Source organism: Vibrio sp. MACH09 (assembly GCF_033238805.1).
In the GTDB taxonomy this organism is placed as follows: Bacteria; Pseudomonadota; Gammaproteobacteria; order Enterobacterales; family Vibrionaceae; genus Vibrio.
In genome coordinates this window covers 2,831,066-2,851,987 of record NZ_BSFZ01000001.1, presented here as the reverse complement: position 1 = coordinate 2,851,987, position 20,922 = coordinate 2,831,066, and the positions used below count along the sequence as shown (strand labels likewise).

At 40.1% G+C, this 20,922-nt stretch carries 17 protein-coding genes; 14 read left to right on the top strand and 3 right to left on the bottom strand.

The window, feature by feature from the left end; translation table 11 throughout:
• Positions 1–148 precede the first annotated feature (148 nt).
• On the top strand, positions 149–889 hold the full coding sequence (locus CHJ_RS12765) for a sulfite exporter TauE/SafE family protein (RefSeq protein WP_171754896.1): 741 nt from the start codon (positions 149–151) through the stop codon (positions 887–889).
• A 109-nt stretch (positions 890–998) separates the two neighbouring features.
• Here CHJ_RS12765 and CHJ_RS12760 read toward each other — a convergent pair whose 3' ends face one another.
• Together CHJ_RS12760 and CHJ_RS12755 are read right to left on the bottom strand one after the other, a co-directional pair.
• Positions 999–2,858, bottom strand: a complete 1,860-nt coding sequence (locus CHJ_RS12760; RefSeq protein ID WP_317917847.1) for a hypothetical protein — start codon at positions 2,856–2,858, stop codon at positions 999–1,001.
• The gene (locus CHJ_RS12755) at positions 2,855–3,916 is read right to left on the bottom strand and encodes an outer membrane beta-barrel protein (RefSeq protein ID WP_317917846.1); all 1,062 of its coding nucleotides are present in this window, start codon (positions 3,914–3,916) and stop codon (positions 2,855–2,857) included. The genes CHJ_RS12760 and CHJ_RS12755 overlap by 4 nt, the downstream gene beginning before the upstream one ends.
• A 677-nt stretch (positions 3,917–4,593) precedes the next feature.
• On the opposite strand from CHJ_RS12755, the gene CHJ_RS12750 reads away from it, so the two are divergent.
• From CHJ_RS12750 to CHJ_RS12725, 6 genes are all read left to right on the top strand, one after another.
• Positions 4,594–5,433, top strand: coding sequence for a GGDEF domain-containing protein (locus CHJ_RS12750; protein WP_317917845.1), 840 nt, complete (start codon positions 4,594–4,596; stop codon positions 5,431–5,433).
• Positions 5,434–5,708: 275 nt separating this feature from the next.
• Positions 5,709–6,656: an NAD(P)-dependent alcohol dehydrogenase gene (locus tag CHJ_RS12745; protein ID WP_317917844.1), complete on the top strand. Its 948-nt coding sequence runs from the start codon at positions 5,709–5,711 to the stop codon at positions 6,654–6,656.
• A gap of 113 nt (positions 6,657–6,769) precedes the next feature.
• A complete protein-coding gene (gene yegD / locus CHJ_RS12740) occupies positions 6,770–8,122 on the top strand; it encodes a molecular chaperone (RefSeq protein WP_317917843.1) in 1,353 nt (450 codons plus the stop codon).
• Positions 8,123–8,369: 247 nt separating this feature from the next.
• Positions 8,370–9,194 carry a substrate-binding periplasmic protein gene (locus CHJ_RS12735; RefSeq protein ID WP_317917842.1) on the top strand — a complete coding sequence of 275 codons (825 nt, stop codon included), beginning with the start codon at positions 8,370–8,372 and terminating at the stop codon, positions 9,192–9,194.
• A gap of 171 nt (positions 9,195–9,365) precedes the next feature.
• The gene (locus tag CHJ_RS12730) at positions 9,366–10,325 is read left to right on the top strand and encodes a transposase (RefSeq protein WP_317917841.1); all 960 of its coding nucleotides are present in this window, start codon (positions 9,366–9,368) and stop codon (positions 10,323–10,325) included.
• A 481-nt stretch (positions 10,326–10,806) separates the two neighbouring features.
• The gene (locus tag CHJ_RS12725; protein ID WP_317917840.1) at positions 10,807–11,337 is read left to right on the top strand and encodes a hypothetical protein; all 531 of its coding nucleotides are present in this window, start codon (positions 10,807–10,809) and stop codon (positions 11,335–11,337) included.
• A gap of 219 nt (positions 11,338–11,556) precedes the next feature.
• Here the strand turns inward: CHJ_RS12725 and CHJ_RS12720 are convergent, their stop codons facing one another.
• Positions 11,557–12,873: an NAD(P)/FAD-dependent oxidoreductase gene (locus tag CHJ_RS12720; RefSeq protein ID WP_317917839.1), complete on the bottom strand. Its 1,317-nt coding sequence runs from the start codon at positions 12,871–12,873 to the stop codon at positions 11,557–11,559.
• 667 nt (positions 12,874–13,540) lie between these two features.
• On the opposite strand from CHJ_RS12720, the gene CHJ_RS12715 reads away from it, so the two are divergent.
• The 7 genes from CHJ_RS12715 (at position 13,541) to CHJ_RS12690 (ending at position 20,880) form a co-directional block, all read left to right on the top strand.
• Positions 13,541–14,650 (top strand): GGDEF domain-containing protein, encoded by a 1,110-nt coding sequence (locus tag CHJ_RS12715; protein WP_317917838.1) that lies wholly within the window; start codon positions 13,541–13,543, stop codon positions 14,648–14,650.
• 335 nt (positions 14,651–14,985) lie between these two features.
• Positions 14,986–15,660 (top strand): response regulator transcription factor, encoded by a 675-nt coding sequence (locus CHJ_RS12710; protein WP_317917837.1) that lies wholly within the window; start codon positions 14,986–14,988, stop codon positions 15,658–15,660.
• Positions 15,653–16,915: a sensor histidine kinase gene (locus CHJ_RS12705; RefSeq protein WP_317917836.1), complete on the top strand. Its 1,263-nt coding sequence runs from the start codon at positions 15,653–15,655 to the stop codon at positions 16,913–16,915. The genes CHJ_RS12710 and CHJ_RS12705 overlap by 8 nt, the downstream gene beginning before the upstream one ends.
• Positions 16,916–16,999: 84 nt before the next feature.
• Positions 17,000–18,409 carry a flavin monoamine oxidase family protein gene (locus CHJ_RS12700; RefSeq protein WP_317917835.1) on the top strand — a complete coding sequence of 470 codons (1,410 nt, stop codon included), beginning with the start codon at positions 17,000–17,002 and terminating at the stop codon, positions 18,407–18,409.
• 39 nt (positions 18,410–18,448) lie between these two features.
• Positions 18,449–18,862 (top strand): hypothetical protein, encoded by a 414-nt coding sequence (locus CHJ_RS12695; protein ID WP_317917834.1) that lies wholly within the window; start codon positions 18,449–18,451, stop codon positions 18,860–18,862.
• The gene (locus CHJ_RS24140; RefSeq protein WP_411861548.1) at positions 18,846–19,106 is read left to right on the top strand and encodes a GNAT family N-acetyltransferase; all 261 of its coding nucleotides are present in this window, start codon (positions 18,846–18,848) and stop codon (positions 19,104–19,106) included. Before CHJ_RS12695 ends, CHJ_RS24140 begins: the two co-directional genes overlap by 17 nt.
• A 220-nt stretch (positions 19,107–19,326) precedes the next feature.
• A complete protein-coding gene (locus CHJ_RS12690) occupies positions 19,327–20,880 on the top strand; it encodes a methyl-accepting chemotaxis protein (protein ID WP_317917833.1) in 1,554 nt (517 codons plus the stop codon).
• Positions 20,881–20,922: the final 42 nt, after the last annotated feature.

The window sequence follows — 20,922 nt, the reverse complement described above, 5'->3', positions numbered from 1 at the left end:
TCAACATAATGTGACATGATTGGTGGTAATTTTGTTGATTAGGTTTATAGTGTCGCTATATTTTTTAGGCTTAATAATGGATTTGTTTCATATCCATATTGGGTGATTTTAACCACAGAGCGAGATATCGCCTTTTTTAGGACGAAAGATGGACACCTCCATTATATTAGTGTCGATGATTATTGCATTGGCGGGATTCACCCAAGGCTTAACGGGGTTTGGCTCTGCATTAGTTTCGGTGCCGCTACTCTCACTTCTTGTTGGCGCTCAAACAGCGGTACCTATAGCGGGTATTTTTGGTTGGCTTGTTACGTTACCTATTGTGTGGAAAATGCGTCCTCATATTCAACATAAAACAGGGTTAATTCTGTTTGCAGGTTCTGTTCCCGCCTCTTTTGTAGGGGCTAAGCTTTTGGCCAGCCTACCTCCTCATTATATCTTGCTCACTATGGGATTGGTGTTGGTCGTTTCTAGCATACATTCGCTACGTTCTTCTAAGCCTTTGTTCCGCGAAACCTCTATTCCCGTCACGGTTGGTGCTGGGTTTACTTCCGGTATATTGGGAGCCAGTGTTGGTGAGTCGGGTCCTCCGGTGATTGCTTACACCTCGATGCAGCCGTGGAGTGCCGACCAAGTAAAATCAACATTGGCATTTTTCTTTATGTTGCAGATGATTGGCGCCAACATCAGTTTTTGGAATGAAGGGTTAATAACGGAGCAAGTAGTGTCACTGGTTATGTCTGCTATGCCTGCTTTTGTCATAGGTTTAGCGGGTGGAATGGTGGCGTATCACTTTATGCAGAAATATAAGATTGATTATCACCGTATTGTGCACTGCTTTTTGTTGGTAATGGGCTGTGCGTTAGTGATTAAAAATATTCATTTTTGAGTGTTTTGATCTTATATAAGAAATCTTGACATCAAATAAGACATCTTAAAACAAGATGTCTTATTTGTGCTTCATTGATATGGAATATTTCGTATTGCTTCTAGTTTAGTTACTGGGTGTCAATGGAAGAGATCAATTCAGGGGTATCACTCTCTTCCATCTCATTCACAGGGTTATTTAGGTAGTATCTCATTTCATCTTCGAATGATGGCCTACTCGGACCTACAGGAGATAATTTTCCCCAATAAACGATGAGGCCATTATTTTTTATCGCGATAAACCCACTATAAGCGGGGAAAATTTTCATAACGTTAGAACTTAGTTCCTGACTTACACTATTTGAATCTCCTCCATTATCACGATATCCCCAAGTAACCACACTGCCATCTTCTTTTATAGCCGCATAGGCTGTTTCGTTATGATAAACATGTTCAATACCGGATAAATCCACCTCTCCTGGCATGATGACATTGCTGCTGCTAGACATTCCCCAAGTTACTGCGCTACCATCACTTTTTAATGCGGTGTAACCAAAAGTCTTACTGGCCGGATAAATGGCTACTACGTCGGAGCTTAAATCGACACTACTCGAATCTCCACCAAGACTACGTTTTCCCCAAGTGATAACGCTCCCTCCTTCTTGTAAAGCAGCGAAGGAGCTGGTATTTGTATAAACCTTGGTTATATTGGAAAGCTCTTCATCGGTGGGGATGGTATAACTTAAGTCAGTTGTAGGAAAACCCCAAGTAACAACCTTCCCTTCTTTTGTTAAAGCAGCAAATGCGTTATATCCACCAACTATGTCTACTACCCCCGATCTTAGTTTTTCATCCGCTGTGGGGTGACGAGGAAGATTTTTAGACACACCGGCTCCTAATCCGCTTCTGCCTGACCAAGTGACAACGGCATTTTCTTCGTAATGCTCGTTCTTCTCTGTTATTACTGCAATATCAATGTTGTCACCGTTACCCATAGAAGTGTGAACACTTTTGGCTTTTACATTGTCCAAATCAATATTAAACGCTTTGTACTGTAAGCCAGAAGCCCATCCCGTTTCATCTCGTGAGTTGCCTGTTCTTCCTTCTCCCCAAATAATCACTTTCCCGTCATCTTTTAACGCAACAAAAAAATCCCCATCGTAAATAGAAGTCGCTGTCGTTATACTAACCACACCGGACTTTAGCTCTTCAGCTACATCTTGGCTATTATATGTATTCTTCCCCCAAGTGACCGCACTACCGTCCTCTTTTATCGCGACAAAAGCCTCATTTCCCCCATGTATTGAGACAACACCTGAAGCGAGTTTTTCCTTCAGCTCTTCAGTTTGAATTACTCCCCAAGTTTGAATTCCCCAAGTGACAACACTACCATCATCTTTTAGAGCCGCAAAAGAGCGTATTGTTGAGACAATGTCAGTTACACCTGAAGCTAGCTTGGTTTGAGTCAATTCGGGTTGTTGGCTGATACTTGCTTCACCCCAACTGATTACTTTCCCATTCGACATGAGAACCGCAGATACCATCTCATTTTCAAGGTAAGCATCCTTCAGTAATACATCGGGAAAGTAATACTTCACCAACGATCCATTAATTTGAGCATGCTGTGCAACCAGCTTAAGGTTCTTAGCGTAGTAGCGTTTGTCCCAGTTGAGATTGGCGGAAGGTTGAACAATATCGGGATTACTTGGGTTGTTGGATTCGTCATAAACACCGTCTTCGTTTACATCAATAATCCAACGATATTGAAAGTTTTGATCAATACAGCCCTCGCACTGAGCTTTTGCTTTTAGCGAGCCGGTGGCGTTTACACCATAAAAAGCCCCCTCTTTGGTTAAACTGGCATTGGAGATGTCTATAACCGGTAAAGAGTCTGTGTTTTCAGCACTTAAAAATCCACTTTTTCCGTTGCATCCAATGAGAAAGGCGGTAACAAAGAACAACAAAGGTAAATGGTTTATTTGAGTTTTCATAAGCGTTCGTCCTTAGCTGCATCATTTTGTGAATGATCTGATTCGCACTGCATGGTTAGCTCCACATCGACTCGTCGATATTGAATGTCTGGAATCATTGGATCTGTTTCATCGAAATGTTGATTGCCATACCACTGAATCTCTTCTGCAAATTCAGATGCAAAGCGTTCTCTTATGGATTGTGCTTTGTTTTCAGCACGGGTATGAGATAAGTCCAGATTGAACTGACGAGAGCCGGTATTGTCTGCAAACCCTTGATATTTCGCACTAGTGGGCAAACAGTTTGGGTAGCGTTCAAATAAACTTTCTAAACGATAATCCGTTGCGACTTGATCAGACGCGATATCGAAGTAGTGAGTGGTTTGAATAATGAGAGTCTCTTTATTCTCTTGAGCCATTATTGATTCGGAAACGGAACTGGGATCTGGCTCTGAAGGAGATAAAGCGGTTGCTGGTACCGGATCGGATATGATGTTGGTCGCCGGGCGTAAGGTAACAGCATCTCCTTTTGTATTGGTTGCCCGCCAACTAAGACCTAGAGAAATAAGGTGGGAATCAGTGTGGTGGATTTTTTCTGTACCTAGACCATCAATAAACTGGTATTCGATTCGAGATTTCCAGTAATCATTTAATGTATGTTCGTACCCCACACCAACCAGAGGGGCAACGCCAGTATCATAACTATTATTGTTTTTTCCGAGCCAAAAGGCGGGACCTGCTTTCACGAAAAACTCATCTTGATTGTTGGTTAGCCAGTTATATCGAACAGAGCTATCTGCTACGGTAAAGCCACCGCTTAGGCCACCTTTATTTCTCTCTTTTGTTTTGCCCAATTGATATAAACTAAGCTCTGCTCCCCATCGTGGTGTGAGTCCTATTTGCGTATATATTCCAGCGGCCCACGAATCTGGAGAACTAAGTTGATTGTCATAGATGTGATAGCCCAGCTTAGCTCCAATTTCAGCGTCTTGAGCGGCATATAAAGGGAGAGAGTAGAGTGAGAATGACGATATTAAACACAGTGGTGATAGGTATATTTTATTTATCTTTATAGACACAAGTATAATACTCCTCTATTAATATAAATTAGTATTAAGTAAATTGTTATTTAATTAACTAATACTGATTTAATTGTTTTATTTAATAGGTGGGGTAAATGATTTTATGAACGCCCCATAGGTGGAGACTTTCATATAGCTTGGTGTCTATCTCAATAGCATATTTAATAATTAAAAATACAATAATGAGAAAGAATAGATAACTATAGTTGTGTAGTAACTTAGTTCTATGTTTTATAAGTTGTTTTTTATTTTATTTAGAGAGTTTTAATAATATGGATAAAGCTAAATTGTATTCTTTGATTTTATAATTATGTTTATTAAGATAAATTATTCATATCAATTGGTTTTTATTTTCTCTTTTGAGTTAACAGGCTCTCGTGTTCACTTTATTAGACTTTTTTCGAGCGGCAGTTGGTTGGCTGCTTAGTATTTCTTCTGTTTTGTTTGTAAATCTTTAAGGTAATGTTATTTTTTGTGTTTAAATCACTTAAATATTATATGTGAACGAGGTTTTTAAGAAAATAAACAGAAAAATATAACAAAAGTGAGACAACTTGGTAAATATAATCATTGAAACATTGTAAATGCCCGTGTCTAATACGCCGTTTTGTAGAGAATGCATTAATTAGTGCATTGGTTTAGTGATCAAAAAGATGAGTAAATCAGAGTATTCAATGGAAATTAGTGAACAACTTCAGAGACACTTTTTTGAGTCCTTCCCTGGCTTTCTAAGTATTCGCGATGAACAGCATCGTTTCGTTTTTATTAATGAGAACTTTATGGAGTGGATAGCCGAGTATACGGATGCGAATCCTTTGGGTAAAACTGCCCCTGAATTTGCCAAAGAGGTACCAGATAATGTCGCAGAGATGTTGAACTCTTGCCATGATGAAAGTTTACGTTTCTTATCTTTGGGTGAATGTTTACCTAAAATACTTAAATTTGCTGGTCACAAAGGTGATCAGTTTTTTGAGATCATTAAGTTTAAGCAACAGGTAGATGACGGGGAATTTATTTTTACCACAGGATTTGATGTCACTAAGCTTCATGTTAGTGCCAAATTGTACAAACAGAAGAGTTTGACCTGTGGCTTAACAGGGCTTCGAAACCAAAGAGCATTGGTTGAAAAGTTAGAAGGTAACCCTGAGTTTTCTGGTGTGGTGATTGCTATTGATCTGGATCGTTTTAAGCAAATTAACGATGAGAATGGCCACATAAAGGGAGATCGAGCTCTTAAGAGTTTTTCTCGTATCTTGGTCGACACATTCCGTAAACGTGATTTTATTGCACGAGTGGGAGGGGACGAGTTTTTGGTGATCTGTGAAGATCTTGTGTCGAAAACCAGTGTTATGCATAGAATTGGCTTGCTGGAAGATAAGTTCACAGAAGTGTTTGGTGAGAAATACCCGTATCTTAATTGGAGCTGGGGAAGCGTTGAACATACCGGTCATTTAAGAGAAGCCATAGATATGGCAGATAAGATTATGTATCAGCATAAACATAGTCGGCTCTGAAGGTGAGAAATAAACGTCTATCTGCTGCTAATTTGGACAGATATACTCAAGTGACCTCAGGCTGCAGGATCCAGAGCGGCATCAACAGGTTCAGTTCAAGAAAGACAATCGAATGAATGGCATTCCCTCTCATGGTTATCGTGTTGCTTTATAGCAAACCATTGTTATAACTACGCTGTACATCTTTAAAATTCAGCAACCAATGAAAGACAGACAGAATCTGTTGCTATACTCGACCAGTGTTCGTAATTTTCCATTCGTTGAAGGAGCCGTCATTGGAAGCGTGTATATACAGACAATTTGGCAAAGAAGAGGTATTAGAGTGGGTTGAGGATTGGCCCGAACCGAGTTGCGGTCCCAATTCTTTGATCATAAAAGTTGCCGCCAGCAGCATCAATCCGAAAGATGCTTTATTACGTAAGGGAAAATTTAGTAAAACATTGGCGCGTGAACCGCTACCTAGAATAACGGGTATGGATCTATCGGGCACGGTTGTACAAGTGGGAGAGAATGTCACTCGCTTCAATATAGGCGACTCTGTCTACGGCATGACCAATCATTTTTCTGGTGGCGTGTTAAGTCGCTATACCGAACTTAAAGAAACAGAAGCTGCCTATGCTCCGGTAGCAATACCACTTGTAGAGGCTTCGTCTATTCCATTAGCAGGGCAAACCGCTCTACAAGCGCTTCGAGATGTCGCTAAAATAAGCTCTGGTAAAAAAGTGCTCATTACCGGAGCAAGCGGCGGTGTGGGTCACTTTGCTATTCAACTGGCAAAACATTTTGCAGCAGAAGTGCATGGACTGTGTAGTACTCGAAATATCGATTTTGTGTCGTCACTAGGGGCTGATAGCGTACACGACTATACCATTAATCACCCCTCTAAAATCGATCAGCAGTATGATGTTATATTTGATGCCGCAGGTAGGTTTAAGGCCGGAGATTTTGCAAAGCAATTGCGCAAAGATGGTATCTTTATAACCACGCTTCCTTCCAATCAATCTCTTATTTATGAATTTCTTGCTCGGATGAAACTAAATAAAAAATCGCGACTTGTGGTTGTACGCTCTATATCTAGCGATCTGAGTTATTTAGCAAGTTTAGTCGACAGTGGTGAGCTATGCCCTCATATAGAAAAAGTGTATGAGAAAGCTCAAGTAATAGCTGCGCATTCTCACATTCAAAGCGGTCATTCAAGGGGCAAAGTGGTTGTTTCTATCTAGCTCTATCAGATTAACATGACCTATATATTCAAGAGAAGAAAGAGTGACTTCAAAAGTACTAACAAAATCTTTAAACTGCACGGTTTTGTCGCTGACCGCAATAAGGTTTACATATGTCTATTGGTTTTGATTTTGGTACTGCAAACTGTTCGGTTGCGCGTTATTTTGACAATAAAATGCACTTGCTTCCGCTGTCTGGCAGTGATTTCTATGTCCCTTCTACCCTCAGCGCTCCAAGTGCAGAAGCGATCTCTGAGTATCTATTTCGAAGCTTGGGAATATCCCCTTTAGATGAGAATGGTGAAACTCTTCTTCGTAGAGCGATTAAAACCAACCGTGAAGAGGGGCTAAAGATACTCGCTGATGATGTTCACTTTGGTCAATCAGCCCTTGAGAACTATCTGGAAGACCCCAAGTTTGTCTACTTTGTTAAGTCACCAAAGTCGTTTCTCGGCACATTAGGCTTACGAGACATGCAAATCTCGTTCTTTGAAGATCTTGTTTGCGCCATGATGGCTAATATCAAGCAGAAAACAGAACATATCTTAGATGCACCTGCCACCGATGTCATGATTGGCAGACCAATAAACTACCATAGCCGAGGCGGAGAGAAATCTAACCAGCAGGCAATTAACATAATGACGAGAGCGGCTAAGCGGGCAGGGTTTAAGCATGTTGAGTTTCAATATGAGCCTGTCGCGGCGGGTTTTGAATATGAGTCGACGCTGACATCAGACAAAATGGTTTTAGTCATCGATATTGGTGGTGGTACGTCGGACTGTTCTTTAATTCGTATGGGGCCGAGCTGGCGGAACAGAACGGAACGAGCAGACTCATTACTGGCTCACCGTGGACGATCTACCGGTGGCAACGACTTGGATATCGCCATCGCTTTTAAGAGGTTTATGCCGGAGTTTGGATTAGGAACTTTGCAATTATCAGGCTTACCTGTACCCATTCCTCCGTTTTGGAACTGTATCGCAATCAATGATGTTGTCGCGCAGAGAGACTTTTACAATCTTGATAATCTAAAGCAGATAAAAGAGTTACAGAAAAACGCGGTAAATGCAGAAAAGCTTGCTCGGTTAGCTTATGTTCACCAAGGCACGCTCGGCCATAGTATTGTTCAACAAGCTGAAAAAACAAAGATTGCCTTGGGAAGTGAGATTAGCCATGAAGCAACATTAGATCTACTGAAAGAACAGATTAATGTTGGTGTGACACAGCAGCAGATGGCCGAAGCAGTTGAAGCCCCTTTCAATAAAATACGAGCGCTTATTAATGATATTCAGCGACAAGCAGCCACAAAACCGGATGTTGTCTATTTAACCGGCGGCTCTGCTCGCTCACCAATGCTAAGACAATCAATTAAAGCAGTGTTTCCCGACATTCCAATCGTCAGTGGCGATTACTTTGGATCCGTTACCGCAGGCTTAGCGCGCTGGTCTGATTTATGTTTCCGTTAATTGAACGGGGACACACACCGGAATGTGAACGGGGACACACACCAAATTGGATGGAATAGATCGGAATTTAACGGGGACACACACCGAATGAGATCAGCTCGAAAGAGCAATTTTTACGAAGTGGATAGTGTAGTGGGCAAAGGCGAAGAGCTTCAGTAATCCAATTAACAAATTGGTTAGTTAATAGCGTGTAGAAAAGCCATTTAGAGACTAGACTTGAGTTAATACTACGTTTCTATTGAAGCTGATGACGAACATAAAAATAACGTTAACTCGGGCTGTATTGGTACTTTTTCTCTCATTTAGCTTACAAGCAAAGGAGGATATCTCCGTTACAGTTTATGGTGACGGTTATTACCCTCCTTTTTCATGGCAACAAGATGGTAGATTTGTTGGTATTTATCCCACCATTTTAAGAAACGCCTTTGATAGAATGGATGGCTATGACATAAAGATAGTGCCTGTCCCGTGGAAAAGAGGATTACACATTCTTAAGTATGGTAAGGCATTTGCACTATTTCCCCCTTATTATCATCCCAAAACAAGACCTTATATGTCGTACTCCGTTCCTATTTTGGAAGAAAAGACTCGATTAGTTTGTCATAAAGACTTTTTTGGCAAATCTAGAGAACGTTGGCCAGAAGACTTTTACGGCGCTTCAATTGGTAGAAGTTTAGGTTATCTAATTGGCGGCGAAAGTTTTCAGGAAGCTATTGAACAAAAGAAGATTAAGGTTATAGAGCTACAAGACAGTAATCACAACTTGATGTTGATGGTTGGCAATGGCCGTATTGATTGTTATGTAGATGAAGCTAGTGCCCTTGAGGTAGAACTGAACTATCTCAAAGCCTCTTTAGAATACAAGACGCTTGCAGAGAATATATTTATGGGACCAATTGTTAATCACCAAAGAGGGTACTTAGGGTTTACGAATGAAAACCTTGATATGTATCCATACAAAAATGATTTTGTTAATAAATTCAATCAAATAATACTAGATATGCAAAATTCAGGGGATATTGAGCGTGTCATTAATGAAAGTTTAAAAGCTTATCAAGAAGATCTTAAGTGAAAAGATCAAGGACACACACCATCAAAAGCAAGGACACACACGAAAGGATCAAGGACACACACCATAAGTATGAAATAAGTTTGATTTTGTCGAAATTGTCTATTGAGCGGCAGTTCAACTGAGCAATCATTGATAGGTTAACGTCAATTAATGATTATAGCGGATTTCACTTTGACAACTGCAAGAAGACAACTCATCTCCGTTGACGCTACCTCTTACTACCATTGCGTTTCTCGTTGCGTAAGACGCAGTTTTTTGTGTGGTGAAGATGAGTTAACCAACATCAGTTATGAACATCGTAGAGGCTGGATTGAGCAAAAAATTTATGCTCTTACCCAAGTCTACTGTATTGATGTTTGTGCCTACGCCATAATGAGCAGTCACTATCATTTAGTTCTGCATATTAACAAAGATAAAGCCGTGACTCTGTCGCCGCATGAAGTGGTTGAACATTGGAGTCGTGAGCATAAATTGCCTGCTATTATCCAGCGTTGGTTAAACAAACAGTTAACGAGTCAAGTAGAGGAAGTTAAATGCGCTGAACTTATTGAAGTGTGGAGAGAAAGACTGTGGAGTTTGAGCTGGTTTATGAAAGAGCTCAATTACGATATTGCGTGCAGAGCTAACCGAGAAGACAGTTGTACTGGACATTTTTGGGAAAGTCGATTTAAAAGTCAGGCGTTACTAGATGAAAAAGCGCTTGCGGCTGCGATGGTGTATGTTGATCTAAATCCTATTCGCGCAGGTGTCGCTAAAACACCCGAAACCTCAGAGTTCACCTCAATAAAAGCTAGAATTAATGCGCTTAATAACAACGTTTTTACTGCTCCTTGCTTGCATCCATTTGTGGGTAGTTCACCTAGAGAAGATGAAGAAGGTATTCCACTTAGGCTGATGGATTACATTGAACTAGTTGACTGGAGCGCTCGCATAATTCGAGAAGGGAAGGCCAATTTAGATAAAAGCTTTCCTCCGATTTTGACACGTTTGAACTTCAGTCAAACACGCTGGATAACGATATGCTCAGCACTAGAAAAAACACGTTCTTCTGCAATTGGGAATTATATCTGCATTGAAAAAGCGAAGACCGCTTTGAACAAGAAAAAGATGCAAGTTTATCAACCGGAATAAGTGAGAATATTCACATTCACCTTAACCTCAAAACACATTCCATTCCTTTTACTATAAAAGTGCTTTGGAGTGCACTGAAATTCCTATTTATCTGCTACACCATATCAAATTTCCTGACAAAACAACCCGCCAATAACCAAATGATATAGATTTAGCCTATGCAATATAATTGATACCAATGCCAGCACATTTCATATGCATTTACGTTTCTTGAAGTGTGTGTCCTCGAATGATTTCCTTACGTTTTTTTGAAGTGTGTGTCCTTGAACGATTCTCTTGAACGATTCTTGAACGATTGCTAAGGTGTATGATCTAAAAATCAGTGTCGTATTAGTTAACTCTTTGTTATATTAGGTTTTAATTCGTTTCATTGAATTGGAATATCAGTAGGTTTTATTATATTGATATGAGATCTTGAGAGGTCGCCATTGGAGCGTTTCTTACAGAATAAAATATTAGAACAATATGGCTTAGAGGAAATATGATGAAAAAAGTACTAATTGTTTTTGCTCTATTTATGAGTAGTGCAGCTTCATTTGCGGTGGAGCTTGTTGAGTTTGAAGCACTAAATGGCAAGGTTGTTCTTCAAGTGCCTAAGAAGTTTGCTCCGATGTCAACAGAGATGCTAAACCTTAAATTCCCTAGTAGTAGAAGACCGACAGAAGCTCTAAGCGACGAAACAGGTAGTGTATCTGTTGTGTTTAATCATACTGGTTCTGCTATGCGGCCATCAGATTTGAAAGCAGTTTATGAAGAAGTATCAAAGAGTTTCCACAATATATATCCGTCAGCTACATGGATTAGGGACGAAATTATCGAGCAAAACGGCCATGGCTTCATGGTTCTGGAGTTGGTTACTCCAGCTATAGACACAAAAATTCATAATATTATATATGGCACGTCTGTTAGTGGTCGATTTTTGATCGTTTCATTTAATACAACAGTCGAACTGTCTGATCCGTGGGTAAGTATTGGTAATAAAATTATGGCTTCTTTAAGAGTTGTAGACTAACAATTAATTTAGGAAAAATGTACAAGTCGATAGCTTGCCTGTTCGTTGGACAAATATTTAAGTGTGTGTCCTCTTTATGTCCTTTATGTCCTCTTTAAATTGTCAACGTTAATTATTAGACGGTTAGAGGAGATAATCATCTCTAACCGTCTAATAATTAGATAAAACGTCCATTACCTGAATTAAGGGAAGTAATGGACGTGAGTGAAGGTCACAGTCTTAAATAGGTGTATACCCATGTAACATGACGTCGTATACCGGACGTAGTAAGGTTTCTTCCATTCGCCAAGCCAATTCACTTTCGGCAAGAGGATCAACCACATGGAATGGTAGAGCCGTCATTGGTTGCATGGTGTAATCAAATTCCCAAAGCATAGCGTGGCCTACATCCAATATCATTGGGCATGATGTATAGCCGCCCCATTTAGCACTTGGCTCTCGTCCCTCTAATATCGAACAAAGATTTTCTGTAACCACTGGGATTTGCGATTTTACTGAGGCCGCTGTTTTACCTATAGGCGTGCCAACACAATCTCCGATGCCAAACACATTACTGTAGCGCTTGTGTTGCAAAGTGTACTTATCCACTTCCATGTAGCCTTTGTATGACGAAGAGTCCGCTAATGCTGAGTCACGAACCACTTTTGGTGGTGTCATCGGTGGAACCACATGAATGAAATCCCAGTCGTGTGTTTTATTTAAGCCATCTTTTGTCTTAAATGTTGCTGTTTTAGCACTGCTATCAACTGCGGTTAACACATGTTCATAGTTGGCTGAAATATCACGTTTTTTCCAAACTTCTTTTAGCTTTTGATCAAATGGTTTAACTGAGAATAGTTGCGCTTCAGAAGTAAAGTACTGGAAATTGAAGTTGGATCTGTTACCGGACTCTTGGGCAAAAAACTCCACTAAGTTTGTTGCTTTCATTGGTGCCCCTGCACACTTCATCGCACCTTGAGGCCGTGTAAATAGTGCATTACCGTTTGCTGAGTTTTCAACAAATTGCTGTGCTTGCTTAAAGCTTGCGATACCTGCTTCTGGACTATAGTAAATACTTGCTATGTTATTTCGTCCAATCTCATTGGTATCTAGGCCTTCAATAAGATCGTAGCGTAACTCCAACCCAGTTGAGACGATCAAATAGTCATATTGGATAGACTCACCGCTTTCGGTTTTTACCGTATTTGAGTCAGGAAGTAACTCAGATACTTTATCCTGTTTTAGAATGATATTTTTATCAATGTATTTATCTATTGGGCTTACTACATCATTTTCAGTGGTATATGCACCTGCCAGTAAAAGAGTTTGACCCGGTTGATACCAATGAAATGATCTCGGCTCGATAACGGTGATTTTTGCACCGTCGAGGTATCGAGAGAGCATATTGGCAACACCAATACCTGCAGCTCCTCCGCCAACGATGACAATATTAGCTTTGGTATCAACTTTATTAAGTTGATTGTAAGAGAGACCAATCGCTCCTAGTACACCTATCCCAGCAGCAGATTTTAGTAATGTTCTTCTTGTTAACGTCATTTTCAAGTTCCTTTTGAATCAACCATCCAATACATAGAAGAGGATGGCCAGGGCTCCATAAATAGTAAATTAATTGATATTTTTCTAAATAAGCATTTACTAATAAAGTATAAGCTTTATTAATTCGATTTCATAATACTTTTTTGTTCTATCTAAATGAGTTGGTAGCTCTGTTTGTGCTTAACACTTTAAAATCCACATTCTGGACGTTAGCTGTGTTTTTCAGGTTTAAGTTGGATTTTTTGGTGAGAATACGAAGGTGAAAAGTTAAGTAGATACTTGGATGATCACGACCTAATGGCTTATAAAGCTGATAAGAGGAATCGATTAGCGTTATCCGTTAACTTACTAACTCAGCATGTAAGAAATGAAGATTTTTATCTATAACAATTTGATTTACATATATTTTAAAGTGCCTGTCCTTTTAAGTTTCCTTTTAAGTTTCCTTTTAAGTTTTTTCAAGTTTCTTGATTTGATCTTGTTAAATGGTGAGCGAGGAGGAGGAAAAGTTGTTTCCGATAGATAATTTATAGCCTCTTTAACTATATGATTATCAATAGGATAGACTTAATATGTATTTGATTTAGTTTATGGTTCGGATAAACTCCCAGCATATAGTGTGGAAGCAAAACTTCTGTAAGAAACGCTCAACGAATTTGGATCAATAATGTCATATAAAGATATTGTGGTTTTTCCATGGAATCGCAACTTTGAAACCGGAATAGAAGCTATTGACGATCAGCATAAAGAGCTTGTTTCAATACTAAATCAACTCGCTAATACTCTTGTCTACGATAACCCGGTGGAAGTCTCTGCTGTATTCAAAAAACTAGCTGACTATGCGTCTTATCATTTTACTGAAGAAGAGAAGATCTGGAACGAATACTTCCCAGAAGACGCATGGATTAACTCCCACAGTTTAAGCCATTCATCATTTCTACCCAATGTTATGAAGATCAAAGAAGATGCTTCAGATAGGATATGGCAGGATATAACGGAAAGCATAATTCAGTTTCTAATACGATGGTTGGCATTCCACATATTAGATGACGATAAAAAAATGAGCTTTGTGGTACAAGGCGTTATGAGTGGTCAAAGCTTTTCAGAAGCTAAAAACTCCGCAGAAAAACAGATGAAAGGCTCTACCAGCATACTAATAGAGACAGTCCTCAGTATGTATGATGAGCTCTCTTCTCATGCGATTGAACTGATTCGTGAAAGGCATAAGCGCGTAAAAGTAGAAGAAGAGTTACGGACTTTAAATGACAAACTGGAGCAGATAGCGATTACTGATGAGTTGTCAGGATTATTTAATCGTCGATATTTTAATATGATGATTGATACCGAGATGCAACGAGCTATTCGGGATCAGCGGCTACTTAGCTTTATTGCTCTAGACTTAGACCACTTTAAATCTATAAACGATTCGCTGGGTCATTCGAAAGGTGATGAAGCTATTATGAAAGTTAGCGCCACAGTCTCAAGTCTTTGTAAGAGAGCGGGTGATTTTGTATTTCGAATCGGAGGAGAGGAGTTTTTAGTGGTTGTATCTGGCTCTAGCACCCCAGAGGTATTCAAGCTAGCTGAACAAATCAGAGAAAGTATTGAGAAGATCATTATATCTCACACTGAAAAAGCTTTAACTCACCAGTTAACCACCTCTATTGGTGTATTTAGCCAAATTCCTCAGCTAGGTGATGATTACAGTGTTTACTTAAATAGCGTTGATGACGCGCTTTATAAGGCGAAAAGCAGCGGAAGAAATATGGTCGTTTAAGCAAGTTAATACTTCACCTCATTAGCTTGTTTGCACCGCATTATTTCAATTCTAAACGTCCTAAACCTTTAAGGACACACACCAAAAAATATCTCTTATGTACAGCTCATTTAGCATTTGGATCATCATGATCTTTTGTCTAAATAAACTGCACAGAGAAAATTATCAACGAGTCGTGTTCTAATTTATCGTTTTGCCATACCCATCCGGTTTTCTATACTCAAATGGTTGATATAAAGGTATAACCAGAAACCAAGAGCAGCTTACTAACCGTTTAGTAACTGACGGTTTGATATACTAAGGTTTGTAACCTAGATAGTTTGAGATGGGACTCTATGCTTGTTTTATTGATTGAGGATGACAAAGTTCTGGCATCTGCTTTGAGTGATTACCTTATGCTCGATGGTATTGAGTGCGATTTTGCCTATAACGGACTTACAGGCTTTAACCTAGCGACAAAAAATAGCTATGACATCATAGTGCTGGATATAAAGCTCCCTAAGTTAAACGGGTTTTCTGTATGTCAAAAATTGAGAGAAAAAGCGATTGATACCCCTGTGTTAATGATGACAGCCAAGGACTCATTAGATGACAAACTTGAAGGCTTTCGAGTGGGGACAGATGACTATGTAACCAAGCCTTTTGCGATGGCTGAATTAAGTGCAAGGTTAAAGGCACTCGCAAGTAGAGGTATGAGTAAAACTTGCAAAGTGATTGATGTTGGTGACCTGAGAATAAACATTGAGTCGCACACGGCACATCGCAGTTCTATAGAACTCAACTTATCCCCTCTTAGCTGGAAGTTGCTGCAAACCCTTGCAAAGCACAGCCCAAATATTGTGAGTAAAGAAACGTTAGAGCAAGAGGTTTGGGGCGAAGAGATCAGCAACAATAACTTAAAAGTTCAGATCCATAAGTTAAGACAAACCATCGACAAACCGTTTTCTTCTTCGTTAATTCATAGTATCCCCAAAGTAGGCTTTGTCCTGAGAGAGCAACAAAATGCCTAGCCTTCGTAGGAGAATCGTTCTTTTCTTAGTTATCGCTCTCCTTGGGCTTGTGTTCTTTCTTTGTCTGCTAGGTATTCTGCTTCTAAAAACAAACGTACACACAGATACCAAAAACATGATGATTTATCATGGGTTATTTATTGAGGAGAATTCGGTAAATAAAGATCTGGCTGCCATTGCTGATGGGGGATTGATAGCCGCCTACCGAGATATAAACCAACTGCCGTCCTACATTCGTCAAGGATTCCAATGGAATACGATGGATACTATGGCGTTGTACGAACAAGAGCTAACCAATTTAGAAAACGAACAAGTTTATGTTTATGCGTTGATTTACCGCTTAAAAGAGGCTCAAGGCCATTTGTATATTGTTTCTGAATATCGACAAGATGTAGAAGAAAAGATGCAATATGAACAGTCCCTCTGGTATGAGAGTTCAATGACCATGTTGGTTGCGGGTTCAGTACTCATTATCAGTTTTCTCTTTCTCTTCTTGCTGATCTATTACATGTTATTGAGCCCGATTCGCGCCCTGTCTATCTGGCTATCTGATCCGTCACAAGATATCCCTTATCAACGAATTAAGTACCGGGAACTTGTTGCCATCGTGCAGAACTACAAACAGAGTCTGGAGAAGCAGAAAGAGCTAGTGGAAAAGGAGGAACTGTTTCTTAGTACCATGAGTCATGAGCTAAGAACGCCTATCGCCATTATCTCCTCCAGTGTGGAGCTACTGGAAAGGCTGGGTGTCAATAATAAGGTTGAGAAAATCAATCAAAGAATATCCTACGCCATCAAGAATATGGATTACCTCGCGAAGACACTGCTGTGGTTGTCACGCAAGAACAACCAGCCTCTCAGTAATACTCAAATGGACTTATCTCGCCTTATACATAATGTGGTAACAGACAATGACTATCTGGTTGTGGGGAGGGATACCGCACTATCGGTTAGGTGCATTCTCGAACCTGAGTACGAAATTGTTGATAATTACGGTGCAGTCTATCTTGTGCTGGTGAATCTTATTCGCAACGCTCTGCAATACAGCGCTGATGGAGAGATAATCATTCGTTTACAAGATGGCATGGTAACCGTGGAAAATCCGTTTGAAAACGATGAGCAGACCAGTGATGAAGAGTCATACGGTTATGGCTTGTATCTGGTAAGAAAAATATGCACAGCAAGAGGGTTTACGTTCACTAACGAATACCAAAGCAAAAAAGTCGTGGCTAGTGTGTGCTTTAAGCCCCGGTAACCGATTGATAACTGCGCCTCATATACCATTACCTTCATTGCTTATCTAGCGTCACAACAAAGTGATTTGTGTAATAAGGTATTTATGAAAACTCCCACTATAGTCACCACCGCAGCTTTGGTCGCCACATTACTAACCAGCAGCGTCATTGCAGAAGAAAACCATTATGAGTACGTCGTTATTGGCGCAGGTGCAGCTGGCCTGTCTGCGGCCTACAGATTAGATGAGTTAGATAAAGATTATATTGTTCTAGAGAAGGAAGAACGGGCTGGTGGAATTGCCGAGAATGGTGTCCATGGCCGTTTTCACTATGCTAAGGGAACAGAGTACCTAGGGGAGCCCGATGGGTACTTAGCGCGTGTGATTGACCAGTTAAACATTCCTGTTGTGGAGATCCCTTCTCCCATGGATGCCAGCTTCTATCAGGGCAAAATGTATGTTGGTGAAAGCAAGTTGGCGAGTTTAACGGTTGATCAATCAGGCGAGCAGGAGTTTCAGAACTTTATTGATCTATTAAACAGCGCAGAGGGGATGTCTTATAAGCAACTGAAAAAGCTTGATGGCATCACAGCGAAACAGTGGTTAGAAGAGAATCAAGTTCACCCGTTTATCCAGCAGCGATATGAAGTAATGGCTCGTGGCCTTTTTGGTGCTAACTTAACGGATATCTCGGCGTTAAGTTTTATTCCTGAAGCCTATTTTGACTATGGTGACGCTAAGAAAGTATCAGAGTTGATGACGGCGGATGAACATTCCGAGTCTTGGGCGGTACCAACAGGAATTGCGAGCATCGCAACAAATGTGGCAACGTATCTTGATCCGCGCGTTCGCTACGGTTCTGCTGTAAACAAGGTCACCAAGAGTGGCAATGGATACCAAGTAGATTTTGTTTCTGATGGCAAAAAGCACTCGCTAATGGCTGATAAAGTTATTATCGCAACTCCAGCACCTGTTGCTTCGTACATTGCCAAAGCAGTATTAACCCTAGATCAGCGAAACATACTAGAGCAAGTGCAGTATGCTCAGTACGCCACGGTCGCGCTTTTTTCCAAAACGCCAATTTTTAATCACTCTTTTGATCTGGCTATTTTAGATGGTGATAAAGTCACAGACTTGTACGATGCAACCTGGGTGGAAAGACATTTCACCCCAGAACTTAAAAACGTAAAAGAGTACATTGCCAGTGCATATCTAGCCCCTAAAGGCGTATCTGATAAAACACTGCTTCAAAACAGCGATGCAGAGATAATGAATATTGTTTTTGATGAGGTAAGCCGCATCGTACCTGATGTAAAAAACAGAGTTACAGGTTATGACATTAAGCGTTTTTACCATGCCTATCCTGTGTTTAACAAAGGGTATTTCACCCGTTTACATAAACTAAAATCAAGCTTAATCGGTGTCTACCTCGCCGGTGATTATATGGCTTACCCCACCTTTGATGCAGCATTTGAGTCCGGCTATCAAGCGGTACAACAAGCAGAAGAAGAGTAATTATTTCCATACTAATTTATCGAAATATTGTGAGGGTATATGCCAACGAAAAAACTAAGATACGACACCTACGCTGAAAAGTACTTTGACAGCTGTGTAGAGCTAATTATGTCCACTTGGGACTTTCACTCAAATTTTGTGAATGTGCCTTGTGACAGAATCATCTACGAGTATTACTTGAAAACCTGTTTAAACTGGAATCAACATTTTGATCTCATCCTAGACAGCAAAGATCAGGTGAAAGGCCTGTTGTTTGGTAGTAAAGAAGAGATCTCTTATCTTGATGAACTTAAGTTCGCAAGAAGAGATATTCAAACGAACAAATGGAAGAACAAAAAAATTCAGCAAGGACATTTTGGCGATAAAGAGGTCGCCAAAAAAGAGCTTAGCCGATTTACAATGAATGACGCCCTAGGAGAAGTAGACGCTTGCCTTTTTGGGGGGGGAGATTAACCTGTTTATTGTCAGTCCGGAGCTGAGAGGTAAAGGGTTAGGAACAGAGCTTATGGATCGCTACATGGAGTTCTGCAAGCGTAATAATCTGAAGAGTATTTTTCTCTGGACAGACGAAGATTGCAATTACCGCTTCTACTCTCGTTATGGATTTTCACTGTATAAGCGTTTTAGTTCCTATACTCACTACAAGAAAAAAAGCCCGACTGAGAACGGGATGATCTTTTCGTTTCAGGTTGCCTGATTAGGTTGCTACTGCACGACAAATGATGGGCTCAGATAACTCCGAGAAAACGGCCATTGTCTATCTGGATGCCTCTCTGGTACGACCTGTAGCAATTGTTTAATTTTAGTCTAAAAGTAACATATACTTACTGTAGCGTTAAAAATAAGAGCGCAATAATAATAAAAATAACAACAATCATTAGGCTTTTAACCAATCACCTTTATATTGGGTTAGCTATATGAAAATTAAACATAAACTATTCGGCCTTGCTGCTTTGTCACTTGTTGCCCTTGTTGCCATTGTTACTATTACTGAAGTGAGTAACCTTAAACTCATAAAACTTGAAAAAACTCTTATTGAAGTTAAAGAATTAGAGATCTCTCTGCTTGAATTGAATAGGCATGAGTTAGAGTATTTAGTGACAGAAGATTCGTCAAAACGTTCTGCTTTTACTAAAGAGTTTAAGCATTTTGAAAGCCTTTTCGAACTCTTTCAGACCCATCTTAGTTCTTTAGATATAAAGGTGAAAGAGTTAGCAAAACTCAGCCAAGAGATAAACCAATACAATCGTGATTTTCTTGATCTGGCTGAAAACTTTGGGCAGAACAAAGTGAGGGATCAAGAGCTAAAAGCTGAAATGGATCGTCTATTCGAAGATATTTTCAATATTTTTCATAAAGTTGAAGCTCAGATGGAAGCTGAGATTGAAGCTGCTCAAAGTAGCATCAATAGTTTTATATTCATCTCTTTAGTGGTTGTTGCCTTAGTACTTGCGGGCATTGCTTATTATATAACGGTAAACATTCAAAGAAATATCTCTCAACTCAATACCGTTATGTCCAATATCTCAACGAATCATGATTTAACATTAAGAGCCGATACGCGAGGTAAAGATGAGCTTGCGGATATTGCTGGTGAACTCAATCTACTACTGTCGAGCATTCAAACTTTAGTTGGGCAAGTACAAGGAAGCATCAGCGAACTTGGTAGTGCGTCAGAGCAGTTGCAAGAGAATAGCATCGAAACTGAGCAATCTTTGTCGCAACAGAAATTGGAAACTGATAACGTTGCAACAGCCATAACTCAAATGGGTGAAACCATTAGGGAAGTGGCTTCTACCACGGAGTTGGCTGCTGGTAACACGCAAAAAAGCTTTGATATTGCAAATCAAGGCCTGACGGAGATAGAAAATACGCGCTATACAGTCGAAGCGCTTTCGTTGGATCTCAGTGGTGCAAGCACAGAAGTAACTAAGTTGTCGGCGCTGTCTGAAGAGATTAGTTCTGTTATTGGAGTCATACAAGAAATTGCCGAACAGACCAACTTACTGGCATTAAATGCTGCAATTGAGGCAGCACGCGCTGGTGAACAAGGTAGAGGTTTTGCAGTTGTTGCGGATGAGGTCCGGACACTAGCAAGTCGGACACAAAACTCCACTGAGGAGATATCTAATATCATCAACTCCGTTCAAGAGCAGACACAGGCAGTTGTATCAACTATGGATATGTGCAGTAAAAAAGGGCAAAACAGCGTTGAAACCTCTAATTCAGCCTATCAACAAGTACAGTATGTAATGGATGAGATGCAACAGATCTTAGACAGTAGTACCCAAATTGCCTCTGCAGTTGAACAGCAAAATACCGTTTGTGCGGAGATTGCCAGAAACGTCAATGCCATCCGTGATTTAACAGAGTTAAACGTACATAGCGCTTCTGGTAATGCTGAATCTTCATCTCAGGTGAAGTCTCAATCAGTGGAATTGAAGTCTGCAATATCTCAGTTTAAAGCTTAAGCGACGTGTAGGTTCCAATCTTTACTGCTAGACCGAGCAAGA